Here is a 24,870-nt window from a genome sequence, read left to right on the forward strand (position 1 = left end):
GGCGGCGGCCGGGGTGCCGGCGGCGGTGGAGGGGGCGGCTCCGAGGCCGAGGGCGCCGGCGACGAGCAGCAGGGAAACGCCGAGGCGCGCGCGGGAGTTGCGTCTCATGGGGGAACTCCTTCTCGGGTGACGTGTGGGGACGTACCGAGAAGGAATTTGACATGCCCATTACCTAAACCACAAGACCGCGTGCCCCGGGGGTCGTTGGGCCATCGCACGAGCGAGCCCCGAGTGACCCCCGCACATGGAAACCGCCCCCCGGCCGGCAGGGGGGCCGGTCGGGGGGCGGTGCTCTGAGGGGGTCCTGGGGAAGACCCCGGTCCGGGGCGCCGTGCTGCGGCGTCCCGGGAGGGCGTCAGCCCTGGTGGGGGTAGGTGTAGTCGGTCGGCGGGACCAGCGTCTCCTTGATGGCCCGGGTCAGGGTCCAGCGCTGGAGGTTCTGCGGGGCGCCCGCCTTGTCGTTGGTGCCGGAGGCACGGCCGCCGCCGAAGGGCTGCTGGCCGACGACGGCGCCGGTCGACTTGTCGTTGATGTAGAAGTTGCCCGCGGCGTAGCGGAGCTTGTCCATCGTGTACGCGGCGGCCGCACGGTCGCCCGCGATGACCGAGCCGGTCAGCGCGTAGTCGGAGACCGACTCCATCTGCGCGAGCATGGCGTCGTAGTTCTCGTCCTCGTAGACGTGGATCGCCAGGATCGGGCCGAAGTACTCGGTCGTGAAGACCTCGTTCTCGGGGTCGGTGCACACGATGACGGTCGGGCGGACGAAGTAGCCCACCGAGTCGTCGTAGGTGCCGCCCGCGATGACCGTGCAGGTCGGGTCGGACTTGGCGCGGTCGATCGCGGCCTTGTTCTTGGCGAACGAGCGGTCGTCGATGACGGCCCCGATGAAGTTGCTGAGGTCGGTGACGTCACCCATCGTGATGGAGTCGACCTCGGCCGCGAACTCCTCCTTGAAGCCGGAGTTCCAGATGGAGGCCGGGACGTACGCCCGCGAGGACGCGGAGCACTTCTGGCCCTGGAACTCGAAGGAGCCACGGGTCAGCGCGGTCTTCAGGATCGCGCGGTCGGCGCTGGGGTGCGCGACGACGAAGTCCTTGCCGCCGGTCTCGCCGACGAGCCGCGGGTAGGTGCGGTAGTTCGCGATGTTGTTGCCGACCGTCTTCCACAGGTGCTGGAAGGTGGGGGTCGAGCCGGTGAAGTGGATACCGGCCAGGTCGCGGTGGTTCAGCGCCACCTCGGAGACGGCGATGCCGTCGCCGGTGACCAGGTTGATGACGCCCTTCGGCAGCCCGGCCTCCTCCAGCAGCTGCATCAGCAGCACGGCGGCGTGGGTCTGCGTCGGGGACGGCTTCCACACCACGACGTTGCCCATGAGGGCGGGGGCGGTGGGGAGGTTGCCCGCGATGGCCGTGAAGTTGAACGGCGTGATCGCGTAGACGAAGCCCTCCAGCGGACGGTGGTCCATGCGGTTCCACACGCCCGGGGAGTTGGCCGGGGGCTGCTCGGCGAGGATCTGGCGCGCGTAGTGCACGTTGAAGCGCCAGAAGTCGATGAGCTCGCAGGGGGTGTCGATCTCGGCCTGCTGGGCCGTCTTGGACTGGCCGAGCATGGTGGAGGCGGCCAGCGTCTCGCGCCAGGGGCCCGAGAGCAGCTCGGCGGCGCGCAGGATGATCGCGGCGCGGTCGTCGAAGGACATCGCGCGCCAGGCCGGAGCGGCGGCGAGGGCCGCGTCGATGGCGTCCTGGGCGTCCTGCTCGGTGGCCCCGGCGAAGGTACCGATGACGGCCTTGTGGTTGTGCGGCTGTACGACGTTGACCCGCTCGCCGCCGCCCATCCGCTTCTCGCCGCCGATGGTCATCGGCAGGTCGATCGGGTTGTCGGCGAGCTCCTTGAGCTTCACCTCCAGGCGGGCGCGCTCCGGGGAGCCGGGCGCGTAGGAGTGGACCGGCTCGTTGACCGGCGCGGGGACCTGGGTGACGGCGTCCATGAGTGCCTTGTCTCCTTGATGTCGGCGGGGGTGTGGGTCAGCCCGGGGGCTGCTCAGCCCTTGGTGAGGATCGAGCGGCCGAAGAACAGCAGGTTGGCCGGCTTCTCCGCGAGGCGGCGCATGAAGTATCCGTACCAGTCGGTGCCGTACGCCGTGTAGACGCGCATCCGGTGGCCCTCGGCCGCGAGCCGGACGTGCTCGTCGCTGCGGATGCCGTACAGCATCTGGAACTCGTACTCGTCCAGTTTGCGCCCGGCCTGGCGGCCGAGCTCCTGGGCGATCGCGATGAGACGGGGATCGTGCGACCCGATCATCGGGTAGCCCGCGCCCTCCATCAGGATCCGGGTGATGCGGACGTACGCCTTGTCGATCTCGGCCTTGTCCTGGTACGCGACGGAGGCGGGCTCCTTGTAGGCGCCCTTCACGATGCGCACGCGGCTGCCGGCCTCGGCCAGGCGGCGGGCGTCGTCCTCGGTGCGGAAGAGGTAGGACTGGATGACGCAGCCGGTCTGCGGGAAGTCCTTCCGCAGCTCCTCGTGGATGGCGAACATCGAGTCGAGGGTGGTGTGGTCCTCGGCGTCCAGGGTGACCGTGGTGCCGATGGCGGCCGCCGCCTCGACGACCGGGCGGACATTGGCGAGGGCCAGCTCGTGCCCGCCCTCCAGTGCCTGGCCGAACATCGACAGCTTCACGGACATCTCGGCGCGCGGGCCCAGGTCCAGGACCTTCAGGCGCTCGATGAGCTCCAGGTAGGCGTCGCGGGCGGCCTCGGCCTGCGCGGGGGTGGTGATGTCCTCGCCGACGACGTCGAGCGTGACCTCCAGGCCCTTGTCCGCGGCGTCCTCGACGATCGGGACGACCTGGTCGACGGTCTCGCCGGCGATGAAGCGGTCGACGACCTGCTTGGTGCCGGGCGCGGCCGAGATGAACCGGCGCATCTTGTCGCTGCGCGATGCGGCGAGAATCACGGGACCCAGCACGGGGCACCTCCACGAATGTACGGACGAGGGGCCGTAACGGTACGAACGTGAACGAACCGGTACGGCACGGATAACCACTGTGAAATCTAGGTACCCCGTGCGGGCTGTGCCATCGACACCTGTCACGCATCCGTGGCCGCCATCTCAGACATCTGTATGAGGAAGGCGGCACGGAGGTGCAGAATGGCGGAGTGACAGGCGATTACCAGGAACTGGTCGACGAGATCTCGGCCCTCCTCGACGCCCCGGCCACCCTGGAGAACCGGGACTTCGGCCTGGTCGCTTTCGGAGCCCACGACAGCGACGACGACAGCGCGATGGACCCGGTCCGCACCCGCTCGATCCTGACCCGTCGCTCCACCCCCGCCGTCCGCGCCTGGTTCGAGGGGTTCGGCATCACCCGGGCCACCGGGCCCGTCCGGATCCCCGCCGCGCCCGAGGCCGGGGTGTTCCGGGACCGCCTCTGCCTTCCGGTACGCCATCGGGGTGTCGTCCTCGGTTACGTCTGGCTGCTCGACGCGGACCCGGGCCCGACCGAGGAGCAGCTGACCGCCGCGATGGAGGTGGCCGCCCGGATCGGGGCGCTGCTCTTCGACGAGGCGCGGGCGGGCGCGGACCTCTCGCGGGAGTTCGGCGCGGTGCTCACGGCAGGCCCCGGCCGGCAGCACGACACGGCCGTCGCCGCGCTGGGCGAGGCCCTGGGCCGGGACGCGGAGGGGCTGCACACGGTGGTGTGCGTGACGCCGTGGGCCGACGACACGCCGTCGGTACGGGGCGTGGCGTCGGCGGCCGCGCTGGCGACGGTCCCTGCGCCGGGGGCCGCCGGGCCCCTGTCGCTGGCCGCGCTCGTCCGGCTGCGCTCGCCGGACCGCCTGGACCCCGCGCTGAGCGCGGCGGACCGGCTGCGCACGGGCGCGGACCCGGCCGTCACCGGGGGGATCGCCACGCCGCGCCGGGGCCTGGACCAGCTGACGGTCTCCTGGCACGAGGCCACGGCAGCGGCCCGCGCGGCCCGCGCCGAGCCCCGTCTCGGCCCGGTCGCCCGCTGGTCGGCGATCGGCCCGTACCGCCTGCTGACCGCCCTCCCCGGCACCGGGAACGACCCCGGGGACCCGGCGGTCGCCTCGCTGCTGACCCCGCCGCACCGGGAGCTGGCGCACACCGCCGAGGTCTTCCTGGACTCCGCGGGCCAGGCGAGCCGGACGGCCGCCGCCCTGGGCATCCACCGCCAGACGCTGTACTACCGGCTCTCCCGGATCCAGCAGATCACCGGCCTCGACCTGAACGACGGGGAGGACCGGCTGCTGCTGCACATGGCGGTGAAGCGGGCGCGGCTGTAGCCGCTCACTTGCCGAAGCGGCGTTCCCGGTCGGCGTACGAGCGCAGCGCGCGCAGGAAGTCCACGTGCCGGAACGCCGGCCAGTAGCAGTCCACCCGGTGCATCTCGGCGTACGCGGACTGCCAGAGCCGGAAGCCGGACAGGCGCTGTTCGCCGGAGGTGATCTCGCGCCGGCCGCCGTAGCCGACCGCCACGTCCACCTTGAGGCCGCCGCGCCCGGCCGTGCACCAGCCCAGGAACGTGGTCACCTTGGCACCGCCCGCCCGGTAGCCCTCCCGGACGTCCGTGTGCCCGGCCTTTCGGGCCCAGCGCCGGTTGCCGTCGACCATGATCCCGACGTGCTGCGAGCGCGGCGGGCCCACCAGGGTCGCGGCGAGCCGACGCTCGTACACCGCTTCGATGGCCTTCCGGAGGAAAAGGGGGAGCAGCTTCATGAACCCTCTCCAGCACAGGACAGCTGATGCCGACGGACCCTGTCAGCGGCTCCGGCCGCCACCTGCCGGCTCCAGGCCGCGCCGGGCGGGCCTCACAACCGCCCGTCGAAGTCCTCCGGTTCGGGGATCGGGCGGTCGCCGACCAGGGCGGCGAGCACGAACGGCGCGTCCCCGTCGCTGTGGCCGGCGATCAGGGCGATCCACCGGCCGCCGGGGTCGAGGGGGCCCCAGACCTCCAGGTCCCCGTACAGGTCCTGCGAGAACAGCGCCTCGAACAGCGGCTCCACCGGCGATCCGCCCTGCCGGCGCATCAACGGCCCGTCCAGCCGCACCCTGCGGTGCGGCCCCCAGCGCGCGTCCAACGCCCGTGCCAGCTCGGCCAGATGGGATGCGGCGGCCTCCTCGGCGTCGTTCCACTCGGGGGCGTACACACCGGTGAGGGGGTCGCCCTCCCAGAGCGGCACGATGCGGAAGCCCGCCCCGGCGGTGACCGTCCACTCCTCGGTGACCGGGTCGCCCTCGGCGGTGGTGGGGCCGTCGGTCGGTACGGGAGCGGTGAGCAGCCCGGCCACCTCCGCCGCCGCACGGTCCGTGTCGAAGGGCTCGCCCGCCCGGGAGGTCACAGGACCGCCCGGTCCATCGGGCGGGGCAGCGCCGCCAGGGCTCCCGCCTCGCGGAGCCGCTCGCACGCGCGCACCACCGCCGCGGTGTCACCAGGTGCCGCGATGCTCAACAGCTCGCCACCGCCCGGGAGTTCCTGACGGACCGCTTCCAGATGGTCCGGTACGAGGGCGGCCCGGGCCGGGGAGAGGTAGCCGGCCCGGCCCACGGCCGGGTCCTCGACCGAGAACCCGGCCTCGTCCTCCAACGCGTCCAGCACGTCGTTGTCGGTCACATCACCGAAGTCCGGCTCCCACACCCGGGCCAGGAGCGCGAGGACGTCCTCCTCGGGAACAGCTGCTCCGTCCGGTGCGTGAAGCACCACCATGACCGACTGGAGCAGGAACTCCGGTGTGCCGCCCGCGAGTCCGCTGACCTCGACCTCCCAGCCGGGCGTGCCCGTGCCGACCAGCCGCAGTCCGGTTCCCGTCAGATCCGACCAGTCAGCCGCGCTCTGGGCGGCGCGCACCGCGCCGAGCAGGGCGTCCTCGTCGGGCGTGATGGCCGTCGCGGGTCCGTTCGCGTGGATCCGGCTCCAGGCAGCCGCCGCCTCCGGAACCAGCCCGGTCAGTCCGTCCAGGGTCCGCCGCCACCGATCGGCCAGGGACTCGGCCGGCTCCGGCCTCGGGCCCCAGAAGCCTCGCACCAGACGTCGCATGCTGATCTCTCTCCTCCGTCGCCGGACCCACCGGGTCGCCCACAGAGGCAGGTTACTCGGCTACTCGTCGAAGGCCCCGGGCTTCCTCGTGCTGTCGCCCGGTCTCACCGGCGTCGGAACCACCTTGATCGGCAGCCTTGCCTCCCGGAACGCCGCGCGGGCCGCCTTCGCGACCTCCGGGTTCGAGAAGTGCCACTCCACGGGCTTGCCGCCGGCCGCCTCCACCTGGGCACGGGCCTCCGCGACGAACTTGTCCCTGCCGGAGGGGGTGAGCGTTCCCGGGCGGGACTGTGAGAGGTAGGAGTCGTAGCCGTTCTTGGCCTCCAGGTACGTCTGCCGGGAGGAGTCCCACCCGTCGTACTCCACCGCCGGTTTGCCCTCGCGCGGGTGCGGGACGACGTACTCCTGGCCCCGGTTCGTGCCGGTGATCTGCTCCTGGTAGCGCAGCCAGGACTCGTTCTTCCAGTTGGGCACGGGGTTACGGTCCCGGCTCGCCCAGTAGCCGTCGCCCGCGTCCGCGTCCCCGAGGGTGCGGGTCGTGAGCTCGTCCGCCCAGCTCGGCGGGTTGTAGTTGCGCGGGTCGCTGGTGTCGTTGCGCTGCGGCTCCGGGTGCTGCTTCTTGTCCAGCTGCGCCTGCCGGGCCCGCTCGGGCTCCTCCAGCCGCTTCTGGTCCAGGTGCGCCTGGCGTTCCGCCGCCCGCGCCTCCTCGGCCGCCTCCTTGGCCGCCTCGTCGCAGCCGCCCTCGGCGAGGACGATCCGGGCCGGCGAACCGCCCGCCAGCACCCCGGTGCCCGCGCCCGGCACACCGCCGAACCCGCCACCGCCCCCGCCGTACGGCACCCGGGACGGTCCGCCCGCGATCGCGCAGCCGGTGCGGCGCGCCGCGTCCTCGGCGCTGTCCGCCGCCTCGTCGGCCTCCTTCGCCGCCTGGCGTACGCCGTCGAGATCGCCCGCGTCCGCGGCCTGGCGGGCCCGGCGGGCGGCGGCGCTCGCATCGCCCGCCGCGTCCGCGACCTCGGAGGCCACCTTGCCGATCTTGCCGAGCTTCCCGGCCTTGCCGACCACCTTCGCGACGTTGTAGCCGGGGATGAACAGCGAGCCGACGTTCCAGATCACATCCGTGACGGCCCGGGTCTTCTCGCCGTTGTTCCAGCGCTCGCGGACCTCGTCGCCGACGAAGATGTCGTCGCCGACCGTGATCACCGTGTTGACGGAGGCCCCGCCCCAGTCCCAGAGGGCGCCCAGGTAGTCGCCGTCGGCCCACTTGTCGGACGCGCCCTCGGAGTCCGCGCCCCACTGGTCGCCGAGCTGCTTGCCGTAGTCGACCAGGCCCGACCAGGTCTCCGGCTTGAACAGGTCGATGATCCCGGTGATGTCGCCCCAGATCCCGTCGACCACGATGCCCTTGAAGACCTGGGTCGTCCGGTCCCAGGCGCAGCCGAAGAAGCCCCAGCCGCCGCAGTCCTCCTGCTCCTCGGCCTGCTCGCCACCCTCGCCCTCCCCGTCCCCGTCGTCGGACGCCTGGACGTCGTAGGCGGCCTCGGGCTCCTCGTTGTCCTCCGGGTAGGTGTCCTCGCCGGTGCCGGGGCGCCCGTCGTCGGGGCCGCCGGTGCCACCACTGGAGGAGTCGGCGCCTCCGGTGCCTTCGGAGCCACCGGTGCCTTCTGTTCCGCCGGAACCCTCCGTACCGCCGGAGCCTTGAGTTCCACCGGTGCCCTCGGTGCCACCGGAGCCTTCCGTCCCGCCGGTCCCGCCCGTACCGCCCGTCGCGTCGCCGCCGGCCGTGCCGCCCGTGGTCGTGCCGCCCGTGGTGGTCGAACCACCGTCGGCGGCGCCCCCGTCGGCCCCGCCGTCCGCGCCGCCGTCCGCGCTCCCCGACGTACCGCCGTCCGCTCCGCCACCCGGGTCGTCTCCCGCGACGGTGTCGCTGCCTCCGGGCGACACCGGGCACGAGCTGCCCGTCAGCGAGCAGATCGCCGACTGGAGCCCCTCCGTGATCCGGCCGCCGAGGCCGCCCACCGTCAGCGCCCCGATCAGCGCGACGACGATCAGGACCAGGCCCAGGTACTCCAGCGCGGTCTGCCCCCGGTCCCGCTTCCACGTGATCATGTGCGGGAGCGAGAACTTCGGCGGCTCCCCGCGCTCCCGGGGCGGCAGCAGGAACCACGCGCGGCTCTGCGGACGGCGCAGCAGCACCAGGATCAGGACGGGCAGAACCAGCTGGGTGAACCCGTCCGGCGACCCGTCCGACAGATTGCCGAGACCGCCGATGATCAGCCAGATCTGGACGGCGACGATCCCCCACAGCACGCGCCTGCCGCCCGTACGCAGATGCCGGGCCAGCAGGGCGCAGAGCACCCCGGGCGCGGATGCGTACAGCAGGATGCCGAACACCTGGGCGCCCATGGCGTCGGCGGCGATCGCGGAGCCGGAGAGGCCGACCGCGCCGAGGACCGTCGCGCCGAGCAGGACGAGGAGGGCCACGCGGACCACGGCGAGCGGGCCCGGGAGGTCACGCCGGGGGGCGGCGGCCGGAGCCGGGCCTCCCGCTACGGGTATGCCACCGACAGCAGACATACGTGATCCGACCCCCGGTGCCCATGAGTGACATGACAACCGGTCACCCTAGGGTCGGGGGCCTCGCGCGTCGTGGGCCCCAGGGCCCAACCCCGGGCCCATAGGGGCGGATCCGGCCGGTCGGCCGCAGAAAAAACGGCTGCCGGGCGCCCCGGTGGAGGGGCGCCCGGCAGCCGGGGTCGTACGGGGTGGGTCAGTCGGTGAGGTTCACCGAGCGGGCCGAGGACGCGCCGATCTCGTCGGCGATCTCGGTCAGCACCGGCTGCGGGACCGTCTCGTCGACGGTGAGGACGACCAGCGCCTCGCCGCCCTCCGCGGCCCTCGAGACCTGCATGCCGGCGATGTTCAGCCCGGCCTCGCCGAGGATCTTGCCGACCGTGCCGACCACACCGGGACGGTCCTGGTAGCGCAGGACGACCATGTGGTCGGCGAGCGCCAGGTCCACGTCGTGCTCGCCGATGGCGACGATCTTCTGGAGGTGCTTCGGGCCGGCCAGGGTGCCGGAGACGGCGACCTCCTCGCCGCTGCCGAGCGTGCCGCGCACGGTGACCACATTGCGGTGGTCGGGCGACTCGGAGCTGGTGGTGAGGCGGACCTCGACACCGCGCTCCTGCGCGAACAGCGGGGCGTTGACGTAGGAGACGGTCTCGTCGACGACGTCCTCGAAGACGCCCTTGAGCGCGGAGAGCTCCAGCACCTTGACGTCGTGCTGGGTGATCTCGCCGTACACCTCGACGTCGAGGCGGGCCGCGACCTCGCCCGCGAGCGCGGTGAAGATCCGGCCGAGCTTCTCGGCGAGCGGCAGACCGGGGCGGACGTCCTCGGCGATGACGCCGCCCTGGACGTTGACCGCGTCCGGGACCAGCTCACCGGCGAGCGCGAGGCGGACGGACTTGGCGACCGCGATGCCCGCCTTCTCCTGCGCCTCGTCGGTGGAGGCGCCGAGGTGCGGGGTGCAGACGACCTGGTCGAACTGGAACAACGGGGAGTCCGTGCAGGGCTCCTTCGCGTACACATCGAGGCCGGCGCCGGCGACGCGGCCCTCCTTGAGGGCGGAGTACAGCGCCTCCTCGTCGACGATCCCGCCGCGCGCGGCGTTGACGATGCGGACCGACGGCTTCACCTTGTGCAGCGCCTCGTCGCCGATGAGACCGAGGGTCTCGGGGGTCTTCGGCAGGTGCACGGTGATGAAGTCGGCGACCTCCAGGAGCTCGTCCAGGCTGAGGAGCTTGACGCCCATCTGCGCGGCGCGGGCCGGCTGGACGTAGGGGTCGTACGCGACGATCTTCATGCCGAACGCCGACATGCGCTGGGCGACCAGGACGCCGATGCGGCCGAGGCCGACGACGCCGAGGACCTTCTCGCTGAGCTCGACCCCGGTGTATTTGGAGCGCTTCCACTCGCCGTTCTTGAGCGCGGTGTTGGCCTGCGGGATGTTGCGCGCGGTGGCCACCAGCAGACCGCAGGCCAGCTCGGCGGCGGTGACGATGTTGGAGGTCGGGGCGTTGACGACCATCACGCCGGCCTTGGTGGCGGCGGAGACGTCCACGTTGTCCAGGCCGACGCCCGCGCGGGCCACGACCCGGAGCTTCCTGGCGGCGGCGAGGGCCTCGGCGTCGACCTTGGTGGCGGAGCGCACCAGGATCGCGTCGACGTCGGCGATCGCGGGAAGCAGCTCGGCGCGGTCCGCGCCGTTGCAGTGCCGGATCTCGAAATCCGGACCCAGGGCGTCGACCGTGGCGGGCGACAGCTCTTCAGCGATGAGTACGACAGGTTTCGAGCTCACGTGAGTCCTCACAAGTCCAGTGCGGACGGCCGTCCCGACGGCCGCAGGCGGTGGAGGGGCTAGCCGCGTGGTAGACGCACGACACTGTGGGCCCTGACGCGTGTATGTGTTGAGAAGTGTAGTCATGCGATGGGCCGTGTACCGCGCCCCCGTGGAAGGATCACCCGCACGAGGGTGGACGTGGTGTACACCCGTACGGAACGCCCCTGGGGTACTGCGGAGCGGGGCGGGCCCGTCGTGGACCCGCCCCGCTCCCCCGAGGCCTAGGCCTCTTCGTCGTTCACCCAGCTCATGAGCTTGCGCAGCTCGCGGCCCGTGGTCTCCAGCAGGTGGTCGCTGTCGGCCTTCTTGTACTCGTTGTACTTGGGCAGACCGTTGTGGTACTCGGCCATCCAGTTCTTGGCGAAGGTGCCGTCCTGGATCTCGGCGAGGACCTTCTTCATCTCGGCCTTGGTGGCGTCGGTGATGATCCGGGGGCCGGTGACGTAGTCGCCCCACTCGGCGGTCTCCGAGATGGACCAGCGCATCTTCTCCAGGCCGCCCTCGTACATGAGGTCGACGATGAGCTTCAGCTCGTGGAGGCACTCGAAGTACGCGATCTCGGGCTGGTAGCCCGCCTCGGTCAGCGTCTCGAAACCGGCCTTGACCAGGGCGGCGGTGCCACCGCAGAGGACGGCCTGCTCACCGAACAGGTCGGTCTCGGTCTCCTCGGTGAAGGTGGTCTTGATGACGCCGGCGCGGGTGCCGCCGATGCCCTTGGCGTACGAGAGGGCGAGCTCCAAGCCCTTGCCCGTGGAGTCCTGCTCGACGGCCACGATGCAGGGGACGCCGCGGCCCTCCTCGTACTGGCGGCGGACCAGGTGGCCGGGGCCCTTGGGAGCGACCATGCAGACGTCGACGTCGGCCGGGGGCTTGATGAAGCCGAAGCGGATGTTCAGGCCGTGGCCGAAGAACAGCGCGTCGCCCGCCTTGAGGTTGTCCTTGACGGACTCCTCGTAGACCTGGGCCTGGATCGGGTCCGGGACGAGGATCATGATGACGTCGGCCTCGGCGGCCGCCTCGGAGGGGGTCACCACGCGCAGGCCCTGCTCCTCGGCCTTGGCCTTGGACTTCGAGCCCTCGTGCAGACCGACGCGGACGTCGACGCCGGAGTCACGGAGCGACAGCGCGTGGGCGTGTCCCTGGCTGCCGTAACCGAGAACCGCGACCTTGCGGCCCTGGATGATGGACAGGTCGGCATCGTCGTCGTAGAACAGCTCGGCCACTGGGTCTTCTCCTTGGTGTGCAGGTGTTGCGTCCCACCGTACGGCGGGTGCGTCGTGTGCGTTGTCGGGTCTCGCCATGCGAGCGGAGTGTGTGGCTCCGCCCGGGGTCCGTCGGCTCAGGCCGAGCGGTCGAGGGCGCGCAGGGACCGGTCGGTGATCGAGCGCGCGCCGCGCCCTATGGCGATGGTGCCGGACTGGACGAGCTCCTTGATGCCGTACTGCTCCAGCATCTTGAGCATCGCCTCCAGCTTGTCGGCCCCTCCGGTCGCCTCGATCGTGACGGCCTCCGGGGAGACGTCGACGGTCTTGGCGCGGAACAGCTGGACGATCTCGACGATCTGGGAGCGGGTCTCGCTGTCGGCGCGGACCTTCACCAGGACGAGCTCCCGCTGGATCGCAGCGGACGGCTCGAGTTCGACGATCTTCAGGACGTTGACCAGCTTGTTGAGCTGCTTGGTCACCTGCTCCAGGGGCAGGCCCTCGACATTCACGACGATGGTGATGCGGGAGATGTCGGGGTGCTCGGTCGTACCGACCGCGAGCGAGTCGATGTTGAAGCCGCGTCGGGAGAACAGGGCGGTGATCCGGGCGAGGACACCGGGCTTGTTCTCGACCAGGACGGAGAGCGTGTGCTTTTCGGACATGGGAGTCGTTCTCTCTCTGTCTCTCAGTCGTCTTCGTTGTCGCCGAAGTCGGGGCGGACGCCGCGCGCGGCCTGGACCTCGTCGTTGGAGGTGCCGGCGGCGACCATCGGCCAGACCATGGCGTCCTCGTGGACGATGAAGTCGATCACGACGGGGCGGTCGTTGATGGAGTTGGCCTCTTCGATGACCTTGTCCAGGTCGGCCGGGTCCTCGCAGCGGATGGCGTGGCAGCCCATGGCCTCGGACAGCTTGACGAAGTCCGGGACGCGGGTGCCCTTGGCGGCGTTGCCGTCCGTGTCCGCGCCGGAGTGCAGCACGGTGTTGGAGTAGCGCTGGTTGTAGAAGAGGGTCTGCCACTGGCGGACCATCCCGAGGGCGCCGTTGTTGATCACGGCGACCTTGATCGGGATGTTGTTGAGCGCGCAGGTGGTCAGTTCCTGGTTGGTCATCTGGAAGCAGCCGTCGCCGTCGATGGCCCAGACCGTGCGGTCGGGCATGCCGGCCTTGGCACCCATCGCGGCGGGGACCGCGTACCCCATCGTTCCGGCGCCGCCGCTGTTGAGCCAGGTCGCGGGCTGCTCGTAGTCGATGAAGTGGGAGGCCCACATCTGGTGCTGTCCGACACCGGCCGCGAAGATCGTGCCTTCGGGGGCGAGCTGACCGATGCGCTGGATGACCTGCTGCGGGGAGAGGCTGCCGTCATCGGGCAGGTCGTAGCCGAGCGGATAGGTGTCGCGCCAGCGGTTGAGGTCCTTCCACCAGGCGGCGTAGTCGCCGGTGTTGCCCTCGGTGTGCTCGACCTGGACGGCCTGGACCAGGTCGGCCAGGACCTCGCGGGCGTCACCGACGATCGGCACGTCGGCGGTGCGGTTCTTGCCGATCTCGGCGGGGTCGATGTCGGCGTGGACGATCTTGGCGTACGGCGCGAAGCTGTCCAGCTTGCCGGTGACGCGGTCGTCGAAGCGGGCTCCGAGGGCGACGATCAGGTCGGCCTTCTGCAGCGCGGTGACGGCGGTGACCGCACCGTGCATGCCCGGCATTCCCACGTGCAGCGGGTGGCTGTCGGGGAAGGCGCCGAGCGCCATCAGGGTGGTGGTGACGGGCGCTCCGGTCAGCTCCGCGAGGACCTTCAGCTCGGCGGTGGCCCCGGCCTTCAGGACGCCGCCGCCGACGTACAGCACGGGGCGCTTGGACTGGGTGATCAGCTTGGCGGCCTCGCGGATCTGCTTGGCGTGCGGCTTGGTCACCGGGCGGTAGCCGGGCAGGTCCTGGGTGGGCGGCCAGCTGAAGGTGGTCTTCGCCTGGAGGGCGTCCTTGGCGATGTCGACGAGGACCGGTCCCGGGCGGCCGGTGGAGGCGATGTGGAAGGCCTCGGCAATGGTGTGCGGGATGTCCTCGGCCTTGGTGACCAGGAAGTTGTGCTTGGTGATCGGCATCGTGATGCCGCAGATGTCGGCTTCCTGGAAGGCGTCGGTGCCGATCGCCTTGGAGGCGACCTGGCCGGTGATCGCGACGAGCGGGACGGAGTCCATGTGCGCGTCGGCGATCGGGGTGACCAGGTTGGTGGCGCCGGGGCCCGAGGTGGCCATGCAGACGCCGACCTTGCCGGTGGCCTGCGCGTATCCGGTGGCGGCGTGGCCGGCGCCCTGCTCGTGGCGGACCAGGACGTGGCGGACCCGGGTGGAGTCCATCATCGGGTCGTAGGCGGGGAGGATCGCACCGCCGGGAATGCCGAATACCGTGTCGGCGCCGACTTCCTCGAGAGAGCGGATGAGGGACTGCGCGCCCGTGACGTGCTCAACGGTGACGGACGGCTGTCCGCCGGTACGGGCGCGCGGCTGCGGGTGGTGGGCCCCGGTGGCCTGCTCGGTCATCGGCATTCTCTTCTCGAAGCTGAGGGTTTTCGCGGGTGTTTTGCAGCGTTTTGAGAGGTGTCAGTGCAACAAAAAACCCCTCGTGCCGTGAGGCAAGCGAGGGGAGCGCGCCGGGTGCGGTCCGCAGAGTGTCGTGGAGTGACTCTGCTTCAGCCGACGCGCTTTCCAAGTACGAGAATTCGGGTGCGCATGGCATTGACCCTCTCTCCGGCACGCATGACGTGTCAAGTGGGTGGGACAGGCGTCTCAGTATGTGATCCGGTGAGCAGCGGGATCGAGCCGCCCGCCATCACCGGCCGGGGGCTGGGAATGCCCGGTACGGGGAACTCCCCGCGGACCAGGGCGCGTCGCAGCCGGTACTCGTCGAGCGGGCCGGAGAAGGCCATTCCCTGGCCGTGGGTGCACCCCATGGCGCGCAGGGCGAGAACCTGCTCGGGGACGTCGACGCCGTCGGCGACGGACTGGAGGCCGAGGTCGCAGGCGATCCGCAGAAGACCGCTGGTGATCTTGTGCAGTCTGGCCGATTCGACCACCCCCTCGACCAGATTCCGGTCGAGCTTCAGTACGTCGATGGGGAGCCGGCGCAGCGCGTTGATCGCCGCGAAGCCGCTGCCGAAGCCGTCGAGCGCGATCCGTACGCCGAGTCGGCGCAGGGCCACGAGGCGCTGCTCCAGGGCGTCGAAGGAGACGCGCGGGTCGCTGTCGGCGACCTCGATCATCAGGGCGCCGGAGGGCAGCCCGTGGCGGGTCAGCAGCGCCTCGATGGAGCCGGGCGGCGGGGCCGTGTCCAGCAGCCGGGCGGCGGAGAGCCGGACGGAGACGGCGACGGGGTGCCCGGCCCTGGCCCGGTCGGCGGCCTGGGCCACGGCCTCCTCCAGGAGCCAGCGGCCGAGCTCGGCGGTGCGGTCGTCGTCGCCGGAGACCCGCAGGAACTCGGCGGGGGTGAACAGGATGCCCTGGGCGGAGCGCCAGCGGGCCTGGGCGGCGACGGCGGCGACGGAGCCGCTGGCGAGGTGCACGACGGGCTGGTGGAGCAGGGCGAACTCACCGTCGCGCAGGGCGGTGCGCAGCCGGGTGGCCAGCTCGGAGCGGCGTACGACATCGGCCTGCATCTGCGGGGCGTACAGCTCGACGCGGTCCTTGCCGCCGGCCTTGGCGCGGTACATCGCGAGGTCGGCGTTGCGCATGAGGTCGGTGGGGCTGATGGCGGGCTCGGCGAAGGCCACCCCGATGGACGCGGCCACCCGGACCTCGCTGGCGCCGATCCGGTAGGGCTGGGAGAGGGTGAGGCGCAGCCGGTCGGCGATCTCGTGGACCTGGTACTCGCGGGCGCCCTGGTCGCGGGTGCCGTCGCCCATGATGAGCGCGGCGAACTCGTCGCCGCCGAGCCGGGCGGCGGTGTCGCCGGCCCGGACGGAGTCCTGGAGGCGGCGGCCCGCCTGGATGAGCAGTTCGTCGCCCGCCTGGTGGCCGATGGTGTCGTTGACCTGCTTGAAGCCGTCGAGGTCGATGAAGAGGACGGCGGTACCGAGGTCGCCGGCCCTGCGGCCGCCGAGCGCCTGGCGGACCCGGGCGGTGAACAGGGCCCGGTTGGGCAGGTCGGTCAGCGGGTCGTGCTCGGCGTTGTGCTGCAACTGGGCCTGGAGCCGGACCCGTTCGGTGACGTCCCGGCTGTTGAGGAGGAGGCCGCCCTGGTGGCGGTTGACGGTGGACTCGACGTTGAGCCAGTCTCCGGTGCCCGAGCGGAAGCGGCATTCGATGCGGGTGGTGGGTTCCTCGTGGGGCGGGGCGGCGAGGAAGCGCCGCACCTCGTGGACGACCCGGCCGAGATCGTCGGGGTGGATGATCGAGGACAGCTCGGCGCCGACGAGCCCCTCCGCCTCGCGCCCGTAGACCCCGGCGGCGGCGGGGCTGACGTAACGCAGGGTTCCGTTGGGCGCGGCGATCATGATGACGTCGCTGGAGCCCTGCACCAGGGAGCGGAAGTGGTTCTCCTTCTGGGCCAGTTCCTGAGTGAGGGAGATGTTGTCGAGGAGCATGATGCCCTGCCGGACGACCAGCGCCAGGACGACCGTGCAGCCGGTGAAGATGACAACCCGGTCCACCCGGCGTCCGTCGACCACGTTGTACAGGATGCCCAGGGTGCAGACGGCGGCGGCGAGATACGGGGTGAGGGCCGCGAGGGAGCCGGCGATCGGGCGGCTGGCAGTGGGGCGCGGCGGGCCGGGACGGGCGGGCCTGCGGGTTCCGCGCCGGGCGCCCCAGGGGGCGTAGGCGAGGAGCAGCGACCCGGCGAACCAGCCGGCGTCGAGGAGCTGGCCCGAGTGGTAGGTGGAGCGCAGCAGCGGCGAGGTGAACACCGCGTCGCTCAGCACGGTGAGCGCCAGAGCCGCGATGGCGGTGTTCACCGCGGAGCGGTTCACCCCGGCCCGCCGGAAGTGCAGGGCGAGCACCATCGAGACGAGCACGATGTCGAGCAGCGGATAGGCCAGCGAGAGGGCCGCGGGCGCGACGCTGGCGTCCTGGACGCCCGCCATGTGCGCGGTGTGCGCGAGGGCGAGGCTCCAGGCGAGCGTCAGCAGGGAGCCGCCGATCAGCCAGGCGTCCAGGGCGAGGCAGACCCAGCCGGCCCGGGTGACGGGCCGTTTGGCGAGGACGAGCAGTCCGACGATGGCGGGCGGCGCGAAGCAGAGGAAGAAGACGTCGGCGAGGGAGGGAGTGGGCACGGGGACGCCGAGGATCACCTCGTACCACCCCCAGACGGCGTTTCCGCAGGCCGCCATGAGGGAGGAGAGCGAGAACAGCAGCCAGGCGGGGCGCAGCCGGCCCGCGCCCGTCCGTGCGTAGAGGAAGCAGGAGACCGCGGCGACCAATGCTGCGGCGGCGAGGCCGAAGTCCCCCATGAAGACGGCGACTTGCGGTGACCCCCAGCCGAAGGCGGCGCCCACCGAATACCCGGCGCAGACGAGGCCGAGCAGGATGCGGGAGCGCATCCCGGTGGAGCCGGACTCGGACCGCGTGGCGAGCAGGGCCCCCAGCGCGCTCACCGGAGGGCCCCCCGCCCCGGGCCCGCCGGGCACGTGCTCCCCGGCGCCTGGCTCCGCGCGGAGCCCCTCCGGCGTCGCTCGCTCCGCGGCGGTCGGGGTCGCTCCCGGGAGGCCGCTCCGAGGCATGGATCCGGCCATCGGCGGCCGGTGTGCCCCGTCGGCGCGGACGGCCGCGACCGTCCGCTCGTCCGCGTCGGCTCGTCTCTCCATGGCCAGCACATCGCCCGTCGCCCCCTCGCGTTCCGATGCTCCCCCCGCGCCGTCCCTTTCACGGCGCAGCGCCCCGGATCGGACGATACACCAGATCCGTCACTCAGGGCCATAGCTTCTCTACGCTCCGTGACGAAACACGAGGTGAGCGGCACTGCGTGCATCCGGACCGCCCCGTAGCGTGGCTGCCCGGGCGAGGTCAGCCGGTGGTGGCGACGACGTTCCGCACCGGCTCCCCGGCGGCGAACCGGGTGAGCTGATCGGCCAGCAGACGCTTGGCGCGGGGTTCGAACGCCGAGGTGCTGCCGCCCACATGAGGCGTGATCAAGACATTCGGAGCATGCCAGAGGGGATGCCCCTGCGGCAGGGGTTCGGGGTCGGTCACGTCGAGCGCGGCCCGCAGCCGTCCGGATTCCAGTTCGGACAACAGGGCCTTGGTGTCGACGACTCCGCCGCGGGCGACGTTGACGAGGAGGGCGCCGTCGGGCATCGCGGCGAGGAAGTCGGCACCCACCAGCCCCTGTGTGGACGGGTTCAGCGGGGTGGAGAGGATCACCACGTCGGCCTCGGGCAGCAGGGCGGGCAGATCGTCGAGCGTGTGTACGGGGCCGCGTGCGGTGGTCCGCGCGGAGCGCGCGACGCGCGCCACCCGCGCGCACTCGAAGGGGGCGAGCCGGTCCTCGATGGCCGAGCCGATGGAGCCGTACCCCACGATGAGGACGGACTTGTCGGCGAGCGCCGGATAGAAGCCGGACCGCCACTCCTCCTTGTCCTGGCCGTGGACGAATCCCGGGAACCCGCGCAGGGAGGCCAGGATCAGCGCGAGGGTCAGCTCGGCGGTGGACGCCTCGTGCACCCCCTTGGCATTGCAGAGCCGCACCCCGGCGGGCAGCAGGGGGAGCCCGGGCTCCACGTGGTCGATGCCGGCGGAGAGCGTCTGCACCACCTGGACGCCGCTCATGGCGGCGAGCGGGCGCTGCGCCACCTCGGGGCCCTGCATGTAGGGAACGACGTAATAGGCGCAGTCGGCCGGATCGGCGGGGAAGTCCGGGCCACCGTTCCAGAAGACGTAGTTGGGCCCGTCCGGAAGCCCGTCGACCTCCTCGGCCGGGTAGGGCAGCCATACATCAGCAGTCGTCGCAGTCATGGTCGGGAGGCTATGCGACGGGTGTGCGAGCGCTCCAGGGCGGCTGCGCGAAGACCCGGGGACGCCAGAGGTTACTTTTGGGTGCGGTACGGCCCCGTAGCCGCGTGTACGAGGGAGGGTTCGGGGAGTTGGAGTGCAGGACTATCGGGGCGGCGGGGCTTGCCGTGGGCGCGGTCGGGCTCGGCTGTATGCCGATGAGCTGGGGTTACAGCGCGTCGCAGCGGCTCGGCGACCGTTCGGTGCGGACGGTGCACGCGGCCCTGGACGCGGGCGTCCGGCTGCTCGACACCGCGGACATGTACGGCCCGTTCACCAATGAGCTGCTGGTGGGGCGGGCGCTGAAGGGCCGCCGCGAGGAGGCGTTCGTCTCCACCAAGTGCGGGCTGCTGGTGGGCGATCAGCACATCGTCGCGAACGGCCGGCCGGGGTACGTCCGGCGGGCCTGCGACGCCTCGCTGCGGCGGCTGCAGACCGATGTGATCGACCTGTACCAGCTGCACCGGGCCGACCCCGAGGTGCCGGTGGAGGAGACCTGGGGCGCGATGGCGGAGCTGGTCACCGTGGGCAAGGTGCGCTCGCTGGGGCTGTGCGCCGTGGGCGCGCGGGCCCCGCGCCGGTCGGGCGAGAGCCCGTTCGAGGGAACGATCCGGCAGTTGGAGCGGATCCAGCAGGTCTTCCCGGTCAGCGCCGTCGAGGCGGAGCTGTCGGTGTGGTCGCGGGAGGCGCTCACCGAGCTGCTGCCCTGGTGCGTGGCGCGCGGGGTCGGGCTGCTGGCCGCGATGCCGCTGGGCAGCGGATATCTGACCGGGACGCTGAAGCCGGGGCAGGGGTTCGAGCCGGAGGATCTGCGGGCCCGGCATCCTCGGTTCACGGCCGAGGTGATGGCGGCGAACCAGCCCGTGGTGGCCGGTCTGCGGCGGGTCGCGGAGCGCCGGGGGGCGACCGTGGCGCAGGTGGCGCTGGCGTGGGTGCTGCGCCAGGGCCCGCACGTGGTGCCGGTGCCGGGGGCGAAGCGGGAGCAGTGGGCGGTGGAGAACGCCGGGGCGGCCCGGGTGGTCCTGGACGACCGGGACCTGGCGGAGATCGACGCGCTGCCTGCCGCCCGCGAGTCCTGGGACTGAGCGTCACGCCCCGTACGGCGGGAGAATGGGCGGACCGGGAACTTCTGGCTCCGCCGGGAGGTAGGAACACTGTGAGGGAACGCGGTGTGGGGGCAGGTAGTCGGGAAACCGTCGAAAGGATCGGTTCCGTGCGTGGTGCTCTGTTCGGACGTGTGCAGTCCCCGGCCGTGCGCAGGGGGGTGCTGGCCGCGGTGGCGTCGGCCGCTCTGCTGCTGTCCGCCGCGTGTTCCGGTGACGGTGACGGGGAGGGTGGTGCGTCCGGGCGGCCGGCCGGTTCCCCGACCGCCTCGGGTTCCGCTTCCCCGGCCTCGCCGGGCCGCTCGGCGGACCTGCCGCCCGAGAAGGGTTCGGCGAAGGTCGTCTCGACGCTGACGGAGGGCCTGAAGTCGCCCTGGGGTCTGGCAGCGCTGCCGGGCGGTGATCTGCTGGTGTCCTCGCGGGACGAGGGGACGATCCACCGGATCGACGGCGAGAGCGGCAAGCAGACGCTGCTGGGGTCGGTGCCCGGGGTCGCCCCGGCCGGCGAGGGCGGACTGCTCGGGCTCGCCGTCTCGTCCACCTTCGGCGCGGACCAATTGGTGTACGCCTACTTCACGACCACGTCCGACAACCGGATCGTCCGGATGAGTTACGACGAGAAGCGCCCGGCGGGACAGCAGCTCGGCGCCCCGGACACCGTGCTGCGCGGTATCCCCAAGGGCAGCATCCACAACGGCGGCCGGATCGCCTTCGGCCCGGACAAGATGCTGTACGCGGGCACGGGCGAGGCCGGGGAAACGGAGCTGTCGCAGGACAAGGAGTCGCTGGCGGGCAAGATCCTGCGGATGACCCCTGACGGCGAGCCGGTGCACGGCAATCCGGAGGCGGACTCGGTGGTGTATTCGTACGGCCACCGCAATGTGCAGGGACTCGCCTGGGACGCGGAGAAGCGGCTGTGGGCCGCCGAGTTCGGGCAGAACACCTGGGACGAGCTGAATCTGATCGAGCCCGGCGGGAACTACGGCTGGCCCGAGGTCGAGGGCGAGGAGGGCGAGGGCGGCTTCATCGACCCGGTGGCGCAGTGGAAGACCTCGGATGCCTCCCCCAGCGGGATCGCGTACGCGGAGGGCTCGATCTGGATGGCCGGGCTGCGCGGTGAGCGGCTGTGGCGGATCCCGCTCTCCGGCGAGGAGGCCGGGGAACCTCTCGCGGACCCCCAGGCGTTCCTGGAGGAGGAGCACGGCCGCCTGCGTACGGTGGTGAGCGCGGGAAGCGACCGCCTGTGGCTGCTCACCAGCAACACGGACGGGCGCGGCACGCAGAAGCCCGGGGACGACAGGGTCCTCCAGGTCGAGGTGGAGTAGCGGGCCGCCCCGCGCGGCAGGTCGGAGGGAGCACGGCCGGTGTTCAATTTCTTCGAGGAGCTCTTCGCCCCGGGGCGCAAGCACACCTCCGACGAGCAGAAGCGGCTGGAGCTGAGTCGGGTCGATCTCGGCATCGGCGATCCGCACCGGGGGCCGATAGACCTGGCCTCGGGGAAGGTCACCGTGCGTCCCCCGGACACGGACGCAGACACGGAAGAGCCCTAGGCCGCAGGGTAGAGCCTCAGGCGGTGGGCGAGGGCGGCTGCTTCGCCGCGGCTGGAGACGCCCAGCTTGGCCAGGATGTTGGAGACGTGGACGCTCGCGGTCTTCGGGGAGATGAACAGCTCCTCGGCGATCCGCCGGTTGGTGTGTCCGGCCGCCACCAGCCGGTGCACGTCCTGCTCGCGCGGGGTCAGCCCGAAGGACGCCACAGCCGCGATGGCGGGATCCTGCTCCTCGGCCGGCGGCCGGCCGGGGCCGTCGGCGGCGGACACGGGGGCCGGGGCGGCCGGGTGGATCCCGGCGACGGGGCCGGGCTCCGTGCCGGAGCCGTCGAGGGTGATGCGGGCGCGGGCGGCGAGTTGTTCGACCGCCTCGGCGAGCGGGCGCGCGCCGAGCCTCGCGGCGGCCGCGTGGGCGCGGTGCAGCAGGGCCGTGGCGGTGGACCGCTCGCCGGGGGCGATGAGCAGGGACTCCGCCCAGCGGCGGTGGATCTGGGCCAGTTGGTACGGGCGGCACAGCGGGCCGAAGGCCTCGGCGGCGCGGGCCCAGTGACCGGGGGTGTCCGTGCCCTCCGCCCGGGCCAGCTCTGCCTCGATGAAGACGCCGTACGCCTGCCATACGGGGACCAGCATCGGGAGGCTCTTCACGCACCGGCGGATCAGGGCGAGCAGCTCCGGGCGGTCCGGTTCGGCGGCGGGCAGCCCGCGGGCGTCCGCCTCGATCATGGCGGCGGTCTGGAGCAGCGGCAGGGCGTAGCGCTGGGTGCCGGGCGGGAAGCCGCCCCCGGCCAGCTCCTCGAACGTGGTCCGTGCCTCGGCGAGCCTGCCCTGGGAGGCGGCCAGCACCATGGCGTGCCGCCCGGGGTCGATCGTGTGCTGGTGCTGCGGGTCGCGGTGCCCGAAGTGCCTGCGGACCAGGGCGAGCTGCTCCTCCGCCTCGGCCGTGTCCCCTCGGGAGACGGCCAGTTCGGTGCGGCGCAGGGCGGCGAGGCCCTTGGCCCGGGGGCCCAGCGCCAGGCGGGCGGCGGACGCGGCGGCGCTCTCGCTCCGGGTCCAGTGCCCGAGGGAGAACAGGGACTGGGACTGGTTGGCGTACACCCAGGCGCCGGAGTCGGCCAGGCCGTGACTGTGGCAGATCTCGATGCCGTGGTCGGCGGCGGCGACGGCCTCCAGCGAGCGGCCCATCGCCTCCAGCGAGGAGGGCAGGTTGACGCTGACCCGGCCGAGGAGGTTCATCAGGTGCAGCTGTTCGGCGCGGTCCCGGACCGCGTACATCTCGGCGAGGCCCTCCTCGACGCCGCCCGCTTCCGCGACGAGCCAGCCGCGGGTGAGGCGGGCGTGCAGTTCGATGTACTCGTCGCCGACGAGCCGGGCGTACTCCACGGCGCGGTCGCTGTCGGCGAGCGCCTGCGGTCCCGGCTGGTGGAGCGCCTTCCAACTGGCCACGTTCGTATGGACGTCGGCCTGGACGGGCGACGGCGGCAGCCCCCGCACCAGCTCCTGGGCGGCGGCCAGCTCCTCCCAGCCGTCCCCCTTGTCGAGCCCCTGCACCAGCCGGCTGCGCTGCACGAGGAACCAGGCCTCGCGCAGCGGGTCGGACTCGGCGGCCAGGACCCGCAATGCCTTCTTGGAGATGGCCAGGGCGCGCTTGCGGTCGCCGCCGAAGTGGGCGGCGACGGTGGCCTCGGCCATCACGTCGAGGTAGCGCAGCGGCGTGTTCTCCGGGTCGCAGGCGGAGGCCGGGTAGACCTCGGCGTAGTCGAAGGGGCGCAGGGTGGCGAGGACTTCACCGGGGACGTCGTCCCAGAGCTCCATCGCCCGCTCCAGGAGCCGCAGTTGCTCGGAGTAGGCGTAGCGGCGGCGGGCCTCGACGGCTGCCCGGAGCACGGCGGGCAGGGCCTTGGCGGCGTCGTGGGCCGCGTACCAGTAGCTGGCGAGGCGGGTGGCCCGTTCGTCGTCGCGGACGAGGGAGGGGTCGGCCGCCAGGGCTTCGGCGTAGCGGCGGTTGACGCGGGTGCGTTCGCCGGGCAGCAGGTCGTCGCTGACGGCCTCGCGGACCAGGGAGTGCCGGAAGCGGTAGCCGTCGTTGTCGGGCGCGGGCTGCAGCAGGTTGGCGCCGACGGCCGCGCGCAGGGCCTCGTCGAGGTCGTCCTCGCCGAGCCCGGCGACGGCGGCCAGCAGCTCGTGTTCGACGAAGGAGCCGCCCTCGGCGACGATCCGGGCGACCCGCTGGGCGTGTTCGGGGAGCGCCTCCACGCGGACGAGGAGGAGGTCGCGGAGCGATTCGGAGAGCCCGGAGCTGTCGCCGCAGCACTCCAGGGAGCGGGCCAGCTCCTCGACGAAGAAGGCGTTGCCGTCGGAGCGTTCGAAGATCTCGTCGACGAGTGCGGCCTCGGGGATCTCGGCGAGGATGCCGGCGAGCTGGCGGCCGACCTCGTCGTGGCTGAACCGGTCGAGTTCGACGCGGGTGACGGTGCGCAGCCGGTCCAGCTCGGCGAGGAGGGGGCGCAGGGGGTGGCGGCGGTGGACGTCGTCGGCGCGGTAGGTGCCGGCGACCATCAGGCGGCCGCTGCTGAGGGTGCGGAAGAGATAGGCGAGCAGATGGCGGGTGGAGGCGTCCGCCCAGTGCAGGTCCTCCAGGACGAGGACGACCGGGCGATCGGCGGAGATCTGCTCCAGCAGGCGTGCGGTGAGTTCGAAGAGGCGGGCGGTGCTGTGCTCGTCGGTGGCGTCCCGGCGGGCCTCGCCCAGCTCGGGCAGGAGCCGGGCCAGCTCGCCCTCCTTGCCGGCGCAGGCGGCGGCCATCTCCTCGGGCAGAGCACGCCGCAGGGCGCGCAGGGCGGTCGGGAAGGGGGCGAACGGCAGCCCGTCGGCCCCGATCTCGACGCAGGACCCGACGGCGACCACGGCGTCGCGCCGCTCGGCCGCCGAGACGAACTGCTCGACCAGGCGGGTCTTTCCGACGCCCGCCTCGCCGCCGATCAGCAGCGCCTGCGGATCGCCGGAAGCGGCCCGCGCGAGCGCCCCGGTGAGCGAGGCGAGCTCTTCGGCGCGGCCGACGAACACGGGGCTGACTGACCTGGTCTCCACGCCGCTGAGCATCGCATACGCGTACGAGGCGGCGGGAGTCTTTTCGCGCAGGGTGATCATGCTCCCTGCCCGGTCCCCGCCCGCCGCGCCCGGCACGGAAGGGGCGGCGGCGGGACCGGGGTCCGGCACGGGGGTCGTCCCGGGCCGGTCCATCGTCAGGCGGCCGGGGCGAAGCGGTTGCGTTCGCCCTGCCTCACCTTCCCCTCCGGATCCTGGCGTCCGGTTCGGCGGGCGGCCCGGCGGGCGCGGCGGGCCCGGCCGATCTCGCGCTCGGCGTCGGCCCGGCGGATCAGTTCGGCGGAGGTGGAGCGGTAGATCTCGTACTCGTACATGGTGTTCCCCTGATTCCTGGTCGTGGCAGCGGACCGGACGGGTGGCCCGGCCGGTCGGCCGGGGCCCTGTGTTCGCTGTGTGTCCACTGTCGTCGGCCAGGTGGGGGTGGGGCATCGGGCGAGTTCCGCATCTTCGCGGGGGTGGGGGCCTTAGG

At 72.2% G+C, this 24,870-nt stretch carries 18 protein-coding genes; 4 read left to right on the forward strand and 14 right to left on the reverse strand.

The window, feature by feature from the left end:
* Positions 1 to 355: 355 nt before the first annotated feature.
* Positions 356 to 1,987, reverse strand: coding sequence for an L-glutamate gamma-semialdehyde dehydrogenase (pruA, locus tag D3105_RS16290; protein ID WP_006127799.1), 1,632 nt, complete (start codon positions 1,985 to 1,987; stop codon positions 356 to 358).
* Positions 1,988 to 2,040: 53 nt separating this feature from the next.
* The gene (locus D3105_RS16295; protein ID WP_065478296.1) at positions 2,041 to 2,967 is read right to left on the reverse strand and encodes a proline dehydrogenase family protein; all 927 of its coding nucleotides are present in this window, start codon (positions 2,965 to 2,967) and stop codon (positions 2,041 to 2,043) included.
* A 191-nt stretch (positions 2,968 to 3,158) separates the two neighbouring features.
* Between D3105_RS16295 and D3105_RS16300 the strand changes: the two genes are divergently transcribed.
* Positions 3,159 to 4,307, forward strand: a complete 1,149-nt coding sequence (locus D3105_RS16300; RefSeq protein WP_118903912.1) for a PucR family transcriptional regulator — start codon at positions 3,159 to 3,161, stop codon at positions 4,305 to 4,307.
* Positions 4,308 to 4,311: 4 nt separating this feature from the next.
* On the opposite strand, the gene D3105_RS16305 is transcribed toward D3105_RS16300, so the two are convergent.
* The 10 genes from D3105_RS16305 to D3105_RS16350 form a co-directional block, all read right to left on the reverse strand.
* Positions 4,312 to 4,740, reverse strand: a complete 429-nt coding sequence (locus D3105_RS16305; RefSeq protein WP_118903913.1) for an undecaprenyl diphosphate synthase family protein — start codon at positions 4,738 to 4,740, stop codon at positions 4,312 to 4,314.
* A gap of 92 nt (positions 4,741 to 4,832) precedes the next feature.
* Positions 4,833 to 5,363, reverse strand: a complete 531-nt coding sequence (locus D3105_RS16310) for a hypothetical protein (RefSeq protein ID WP_118903914.1) — start codon at positions 5,361 to 5,363, stop codon at positions 4,833 to 4,835.
* Positions 5,360 to 6,058 carry a hypothetical protein gene (locus tag D3105_RS16315; protein WP_118903915.1) on the reverse strand — a complete coding sequence of 233 codons (699 nt, stop codon included), beginning with the start codon at positions 6,056 to 6,058 and terminating at the stop codon, positions 5,360 to 5,362. The genes D3105_RS16310 and D3105_RS16315 overlap by 4 nt, the downstream gene beginning before the upstream one ends.
* 60 nt (positions 6,059 to 6,118) lie before the next feature.
* Complete coding sequence (locus D3105_RS16320) at positions 6,119 to 8,635, reverse strand: Tox-REase-5 domain-containing protein (RefSeq protein WP_240646926.1); 2,517 nt, start codon at positions 8,633 to 8,635, stop codon at positions 6,119 to 6,121.
* 193 nt (positions 8,636 to 8,828) lie between these two features.
* Entirely contained in the window at positions 8,829 to 10,421 is a 1,593-nt protein-coding gene (gene serA / locus D3105_RS16325) for a phosphoglycerate dehydrogenase (RefSeq protein ID WP_118903917.1), read from the reverse strand.
* Between the two features lie 263 nt (positions 10,422 to 10,684).
* Positions 10,685 to 11,686: a ketol-acid reductoisomerase gene (ilvC, locus tag D3105_RS16330; protein WP_006127786.1), complete on the reverse strand. Its 1,002-nt coding sequence runs from the start codon at positions 11,684 to 11,686 to the stop codon at positions 10,685 to 10,687.
* Positions 11,687 to 11,802: 116 nt separating this feature from the next.
* On the reverse strand, positions 11,803 to 12,330 hold the full coding sequence (gene ilvN / locus D3105_RS16335; RefSeq protein WP_006127785.1) for an acetolactate synthase small subunit: 528 nt from the start codon (positions 12,328 to 12,330) through the stop codon (positions 11,803 to 11,805).
* A gap of 23 nt (positions 12,331 to 12,353) precedes the next feature.
* Entirely contained in the window at positions 12,354 to 14,210 is a 1,857-nt protein-coding gene (locus D3105_RS16340; protein WP_118903918.1) for an acetolactate synthase large subunit, read from the reverse strand.
* Between the two features lie 218 nt (positions 14,211 to 14,428).
* Positions 14,429 to 17,251, reverse strand: coding sequence for a putative bifunctional diguanylate cyclase/phosphodiesterase (locus D3105_RS16345; RefSeq protein WP_118903923.1), 2,823 nt, complete (start codon positions 17,249 to 17,251; stop codon positions 14,429 to 14,431).
* Between the two features lie 409 nt (positions 17,252 to 17,660).
* Complete coding sequence (locus D3105_RS16350) at positions 17,661 to 18,608, reverse strand: 2-hydroxyacid dehydrogenase (RefSeq protein ID WP_118903919.1); 948 nt, start codon at positions 18,606 to 18,608, stop codon at positions 17,661 to 17,663.
* 164 nt (positions 18,609 to 18,772) lie between these two features.
* Between D3105_RS16350 and D3105_RS16355 the strand changes: the two genes are divergently transcribed.
* From D3105_RS16355 to D3105_RS16365, 3 genes are all read left to right on the forward strand, one after another.
* Positions 18,773 to 19,729, forward strand: a complete 957-nt coding sequence (locus tag D3105_RS16355) for an aldo/keto reductase (RefSeq protein ID WP_118903920.1) — start codon at positions 18,773 to 18,775, stop codon at positions 19,727 to 19,729.
* A 128-nt stretch (positions 19,730 to 19,857) separates the two neighbouring features.
* Complete coding sequence (locus tag D3105_RS16360) at positions 19,858 to 21,072, forward strand: PQQ-dependent sugar dehydrogenase (protein WP_118903921.1); 1,215 nt, start codon at positions 19,858 to 19,860, stop codon at positions 21,070 to 21,072.
* 39 nt (positions 21,073 to 21,111) lie between these two features.
* Positions 21,112 to 21,297 carry a DUF6191 domain-containing protein gene (locus D3105_RS16365; protein ID WP_118903922.1) on the forward strand — a complete coding sequence of 62 codons (186 nt, stop codon included), beginning with the start codon at positions 21,112 to 21,114 and terminating at the stop codon, positions 21,295 to 21,297.
* On the opposite strand, the gene D3105_RS16370 is transcribed toward D3105_RS16365, so the two are convergent.
* Both D3105_RS16370 and D3105_RS34575 read right to left on the reverse strand, forming a co-directional pair.
* Entirely contained in the window at positions 21,294 to 24,536 is a 3,243-nt protein-coding gene (locus D3105_RS16370; protein ID WP_206272759.1) for a helix-turn-helix transcriptional regulator, read from the reverse strand. The genes D3105_RS16365 and D3105_RS16370 overlap by 4 nt on opposite strands.
* A gap of 2 nt (positions 24,537 to 24,538) precedes the next feature.
* Positions 24,539 to 24,715 carry a hypothetical protein gene (locus tag D3105_RS34575; protein ID WP_010072233.1) on the reverse strand — a complete coding sequence of 59 codons (177 nt, stop codon included), beginning with the start codon at positions 24,713 to 24,715 and terminating at the stop codon, positions 24,539 to 24,541.
* Positions 24,716 to 24,870 lie beyond the last annotated feature (155 nt).

It is taken from the genome of Streptomyces globisporus (assembly GCF_003501885.1).
Classification (GTDB): Bacteria; Actinomycetota; Actinomycetes; order Streptomycetales; family Streptomycetaceae; genus Streptomyces; species Streptomyces globisporus_D.